At 41.6% G+C, this 450-nt stretch carries 1 protein-coding gene; it reads right to left on the bottom strand.

What is annotated here, in order from left to right; all coding sequences use genetic code 11:
- On the bottom strand, positions 1 to 450 hold a 450-nt coding region (locus E4T92_RS10995; protein WP_209307353.1), incomplete at both ends, for an IS1595 family transposase.

Consider the following 450-nt stretch of genomic DNA (forward strand, 5'->3'; position numbering starts at 1 on the left):
GTTTTGTTTCACCGCAAACAACTCTGAATGGTTAATCCGTTCGTGGTGAAATTCGCTTACATCAAGGGCATCATAACTACGATAAGTATCGGTATAAACCCAGCTATCAGGCTTGATTTTCCTTGCTATAACAGGCATTAGCGTTGTTGTCTTCGTATCATTGACGACCACAGTAAACACTGTACCTTGCCGTTTCAATATCCCAAAAACAGCCACTTTTCCTGCCGCTCCACGACCTCGTTTTCCTTTACGATGTCCACCAAAATAGCTTTCATCTAACTCAATTTGCCCGTCAAATACTTCATCCACTTCAAGGGCTAAATAATAGCTGATGACCTCACGGATTTTACGGTAAAACAGGATTGCTGAATTAGGCTGAATACCGAGTAAATCTGCTGCTGAACGAGCCGTTACTTCTAATACAAAAAACTCAAGGCGCTTTTTCTGTAT

It is taken from the genome of Pasteurella sp. WM03, from assembly GCF_004570945.1.
Taxonomy (GTDB): Bacteria; Pseudomonadota; Gammaproteobacteria; order Enterobacterales; family Pasteurellaceae; genus Rodentibacter.